Origin of the sequence: Kitasatospora sp. MBT63, from assembly GCF_000710465.2 — a bacterium.
Lineage (GTDB): Bacteria > Actinomycetota > Actinomycetes > Streptomycetales > Streptomycetaceae > Kitasatospora.
On the sequence record NZ_JAIZ01000299.1, the window covers coordinates 1 to 4,987 of the forward strand.

A 4,987-nucleotide genomic window follows, 5' to 3' on the forward strand; every position below is an offset into this window, starting at 1 on the left:
GAAACACGCCCGTCGCTATCGGTACGACAACGGCTTCTGAGCGGCGTGCAGTTGTCCGGTGGTGACGTGCGATCCCGGATCGCACCGGGTCTGACCTGTGGTGGCAAGGTTGACGGGGTGGAGCGCGCCAGCGTTGCGGGGCGCCGTCCCCGACCATCGGATACACACCAACCCGTGAACAGTACTGCTCCCACGGCCCGGCTACCGCGCACAGCTCCCTTCCCCTACGCCCCGCCGTCCCTCCCTGACCTGCTCTCCCAGCGCTCCATACAGTGAAAAACCAATAATCATCAGGGCCCCCAGGGGGTAACCATGAACGATGCCAGCGCACAGCAGAGCAACACCACCGCGAAGCACACCGGCCGCGCACCGACCTGGGCCACCGCAGCACGAGCAACGATCGCCCTCGCCGCTGCGACACTCGCCGCCGGCCTGACCGCCGCCCCCGCCCACGCTGCCGGCACAGTTCCCTGCGACGCCGCCGCCCTCACCACAGCCATCAAAACGGCGAATGCGAACACCGGTGGCACCATCACCCTCACCCCCGGCTGCACCTACACCTACACCCAGCCCGCCACCGCCGGCGGCGACACCGCACTACCCGCCATCACCACCCCCATCACCCTCAACGGCAACGGCGCCACCATCCGGCGTGACCCCAACGCACCACTGTTCCGGCTCCTCGACATCGCCGACCACGGCACCCTCAACCTCAACCTGGCCACCCTCGCCGGAGGCCACACCACCGGAGCCGGCGCCGGAGCCGCCGGAGGCGCCATCCTCGTCGAAAACGGAGGAACCCTGCGCGGCACCCTTCTCGCCATCACCGACAACACTGCCGACAACGGCGGAGGAATCTACAACAACGGCGCCCTCACCCTCACCCAGTCCCGGCTTCAGAACAATCAAGCTTCATCAGGCGGAGCACTCCTGCAAGCCGCCGGCACCTCCACCATCAACACCACCGTCATCAGCGAGAACACAGCGGCCGTACTCGCAGGAGGAATCGCCCAATACGGCGGCTCCATGGCCCTCGCCCTGTCCCGCATCGAGAACAACCACGCCTCGGCGTCGGGCGGAGGACTCGTCGTCCGGAGCGCGACCACCGTCAGCACCACCGTCATCAGCGGGAACACCGCCAGCTTCGGAGGAGGAGTCCTCCACGACACCGGCCCCATGATGACCATCACCGCCAGCACCATCACCGACAACAGCGCCGACGCCGAACGCGCCGACCGCTCCATCGGCGGGGGAATCCTGAACGGCGCACCGCTCACCGTCACCGCCAGCACCATCAACGGCAACCGGACCCCGCACGGCAACGGCGCCGGCATCGGCAACTACGCCGCCACCCTCAACCTCAACGCCACCCGCATCACCGGGAACACCGCCGGCGGCCGAACCGGCGGCCTCTACATCAACGGCGGCACCGTCAGCCTGTCCCTGAGCAGCATCACCGACAACACTTCCACCACAGGCCCCGCAGGCGTCTTCGCCGCAAGCCTCTACACCCCCGCCGCCATCCACAACACCTTCTCCGTCATCAAGAACAACAACCCCACCAACTGCCAGGCAAGCACCATCCCTATCCCCAACTGCACTAACTGACCCCGCTGCAAGGCCTCCGAGAGCGCAGCACCTCCAAGACCGCAGGCCGCCACGAGGAGCGTCATGAATCAGATCGTGATAGTCCCAGCTGAGGTGCGGGCGGCAGCGAAGAGGTAGGACGGGAAAACGGCAGCCAGGCCTTCGCCGCCCCCTTAGCTTGGCGTTTATCCTTGTCTGCTTTGATGTTCCTTGATCGATTCGGCTCCTTTGGCCGCCTTGCCGACGTTGTGGCGTGGGGCCTGTTGCCTGTTCTTCGAGCCGAGCGGCCGTCCCGGTCCTGGTCGGGGCGGTTTCGGCGCGGCTGCCGGACGGGCCGGAGGCTGTCGCACGACTTCCCCCGCCCGGGAGTCAAGAGCGCGATTTTGCGGTGCTGGCAAGGAGTTTGCTGAGGCTGTGGACGGTGCCGAGGAGCTTGATCTCGGTGTCGACGGCTCGGCGGCTGCGGTAGTTGAGGTGTCGGCCGAACCGTTGGAAGAGCTGGGCGAAGCCCGGTTCGACCAGGGCACTGCGCTGGCGGTACTGGGCTCGGCCGGTCGGGGTGGCGAGGCGGTCGGCCATGGCCTGTTGGCCGGCGGGGGCGGTCTGGCGCTTCGCGGGGAATCCTGCCTGGTCGGCTTCACTGGTGACCGAGGCCAGCAGTGGTAGATCAGCGAGCTCCTCGAAGGAGGCGGCGCTGGCGTATCCGCTGTCGGCGAGCCAGAGCAGGATGCCGCCCGGCAGTCCCGCCGCGTGCTGGTTCTCCTGGGTCTTCCTGACCATGGGGACCAGGGCGGTGCGGTCCGACGGGTTGTCGTGCAGGTCGATGGCCAGCAGGATCTGGCGGCGCGCGCAGACAGTCTGCAGGTTGTATCCCCGCAGGTAGCCGCCGCGTTTGCCGAGCTGCAGCCGTGAGTGGGGATCGCTCAGGCTGGCGACGGCGGTCGGGGAGGGCCCTGACTCGGGGCTGCGTGCCCGCTCCAGATGGACGAGTGTCTTCGCCGGTCGGGCCTGTTGCCGGGCCAGGACGGTCTTGTGCTCCATGGGGACGGGTGGCCGGCCGGTGGCACCTCGGCGGCCTGCTGCCCGGCCGGCCTCGGCCCGAGCCTCGTGGCCCCTCAGTTTCTCTTGGTGGGCCGCGATCTCCGCGGCCAGCCGCCTCTTTGCGCGGGCCACGATGCGTTCGGCAGCTTCGATCTTGATCCTTGTCTCGTTGGCGGATGGCAGGGCACGCTGATAAGGCCGGTCCCGGGCCGTGCGGGCCCTGGCGAGCAGGTCACACAGCCGTGACAGTCTCGGCCAGTCGTCACGCTGGGGCTCGTCGTCGGCGTCCGCGGTGTCGCTGGTTTCGACGCGCCGGGCATGGTCGCGCGCGTCGTCCATGACTCGGTCCGAGCGCAGGCGTCCGAGCAGAATCACCGGCAGGTCGGCCAGGGCGGGGGAGAGGTAGGTGACGTCGTAGCCGGACTCCATCACGATCAGAATCTCCGGGTCGCCCGGCTCCCAGTGTCCTGCCTGGATCAACCTCCCTGCGACGTCACGCAGTTGGACGGCGGTGACGGCGGTCGCGTCGTCGGCCGGCCCCAGGCGCACGGCATCCAGCACCGCGACCCAGGAGGTGCGGCCGGACTCCGGCGCGGCCACGAAGGAGTACAGCCGGACCGGCACGAACTGGCCCCGGCTGCGGTCCCCGCGCCCGTAGACATGGCAGAACAGACGCTCGTCGCTGGTCGGGGCATCGGGACGGAGCCAGTTGCTCACGTCCACGGCCGGCACGATCCGCCCGTCGGCAGCCCGCGGCAGCGGCAGACCTGCCAGGACCTTGCGCGGTCGGGCGAGTCGACCCAGCCTCGCTCCAACCCTCTTCACAGCGCGCTGTGTCCGCGCCGGTGCCCGGCCGCCAACGACAGCTCAACCAGCGTCCTGACCGGCCCGTCCGTGCACAGCACCGCATCCGTGAGCTCGAAGAGCACATCCGCGCGGGCGTAAAGGCACTCGTAGAACTCGACCCGAAAGCGGGACAGCACGCCCAGTGCATCACCCAGCGGGCACATCGGCAGGCAGACTCATACTCAGCGGCCGTTCTTTCGTGCCTCTTGACTCGACACCTCGAAGCGTGGAGAACGGCCGCCTCTGCTGTCCCGGGAAGAACCGCAGATCAGCAAGTCGAGTGACGTGCGTGGACAAACGCCAAGCTCAGCGCAGGCGGCCTGCCGCGTCGCCGTGATACCAGCCGGGTTGCTCGCCCGGGGCGACCTGCACAGTCAGAACGGGAACCTGCTCACGGTCAAGTTCAGCGGGTCACCGTCCCGGATCTCGCAGTACGCGCTCTCGTGATCCCAGCGCTCGCGGTGGCGGCCGGCGAACTTCCTCGCCGGCCCAAGCACCTTCGTGCCAGTTGCAGTCGCCTCGACGAGGAAGTCGTCGGCATCGAATCCCTTGTCCCGCAGCGCTACCGCAACCGTTCTCATGTCGAGATCGTCGCGGTTCGGAGCGACGTGGAGGGAGGCGTGCGAGCCCTGCCGCCGGGATGCATGGCCCACTCGACCAGAGCGCGGACCAGCCCTGGCTACCCAGGCGGAGTCAACTATTTGAATGGCATAGTAGTGGTTCCCAGGTAGATTGCCGTGGGGTTCTTGTACTTCTTTCCGCTTGGACTCGGATCGTCAGCAAGCCAACTATCAAGCTTTCCCCAGCCTGGACCTTGGTCGAAGTAGAATGACTCCTTGACCCCTTTGAATTCCGTCGTGGTCAGGAGTGATATGTGGCCAGGAAGGCCAGGCTCTACCGCCGCCTTCGATATCGCATGGATCTGCCCCACGGCCAAGGACTCAATGAAGTTTGAATCAATATTCCGCCATGCGCTATCGGGCCCATAAACGGATTTGTAATTTCGCATCTTCTCCTTGGTGGGAGCGAAGGACTTATTTTTAATAATTCCGACGGCGGCGCACCAGGTGAATGGAGCGCATGTCCCCATCGTCCCATTTGGGTCCACGCTATTTTTGCGAATTTCCCTCACGATCTTCACTTGCGTATCGGCACCCGCCGCCTTCTTGAACGGGGCCACCCAATTGTTAACCGTGCTCCATGCTCGAATCATTTCCGGGGTGGGCTTTTCTGGGCTATTGGCAAATTTTATCGCAGTCGGAGGGTAGCGCTTAATTGCAACCCGAGCCTCACCCTCGGGTGCCCTTTTTGATCCAGCTGGAGGCCCTAGTAGTTTAGGGACTGAATTATGGGTTGGCGCCAAGGGCTCCGGCATTGCGTTCATTGAAATATTGTTGATCTGTGGGCTTCTCCGCTCGATGTCGCGGCCAGATTCAAACTCGTCAGCGGCGGCGTCGACAATTTTCTTTCTGACGTTGCCGGTGGGGTCGGTGTGGTTGATGGGGTCGGCGCC

Annotated in this window: 4 protein-coding genes and 1 pseudogene; 1 reads left to right on the forward strand and 4 read right to left on the reverse strand. The window is 66.0% G+C overall.

From position 1 onward, the window contains the following. Window positions 1–312: 312 nt before the first annotated feature. Entirely contained in the window at window positions 313–1,608 is a 1,296-nt protein-coding gene (locus tag AA75_RS49455) for a hypothetical protein (protein WP_051812725.1), read from the forward strand. Between the two features lie 348 nt (window positions 1,609–1,956). Here AA75_RS49455 and AA75_RS52060 read toward each other — a convergent pair whose 3' ends face one another. The 4 genes and pseudogenes from AA75_RS52060 to AA75_RS49460 form a co-directional block, all read right to left on the reverse strand. Beyond that, complete coding sequence (locus tag AA75_RS52060; protein ID WP_359895208.1) at window positions 1,957–2,967, reverse strand: transposase; 1,011 nt, start codon at window positions 2,965–2,967, stop codon at window positions 1,957–1,959. After that, a pseudogene (locus AA75_RS50945) lies at window positions 2,965–3,638 on the reverse strand (transposase); the annotation flags it as partial. The pseudogene AA75_RS50945 and the gene AA75_RS52060, both read right to left, overlap by 3 nt. A gap of 210 nt (window positions 3,639–3,848) precedes the next feature. Further along, entirely contained in the window at window positions 3,849–4,055 is a 207-nt protein-coding gene (locus AA75_RS18555) for a hypothetical protein (protein WP_033821208.1), read from the reverse strand. Window positions 4,056–4,171: 116 nt separating this feature from the next. Continuing rightward, the coding region (locus AA75_RS49460) for a hypothetical protein (RefSeq protein WP_158515525.1) at window positions 4,172–4,987 on the reverse strand (816 nt) is incomplete at its 5' end.

Coding starts and splice junctions, on each gene's coding strand:
- AA75_RS18555 (WP_033821208.1), bottom strand. CDS start 4,055: ATGAGAACGGTTGCGGTAGCGCTGCGGGACAAGGGATTCGATGCCGAC.
- AA75_RS52060 (WP_359895208.1), bottom strand. CDS start 2,967: ATGGACGACGCGCGCGACCATGCCCGGCGCGTCGAAACCAGCGACACC.
- AA75_RS49455 (WP_051812725.1), top strand. CDS start 313: ATGAACGATGCCAGCGCACAGCAGAGCAACACCACCGCGAAGCACACC.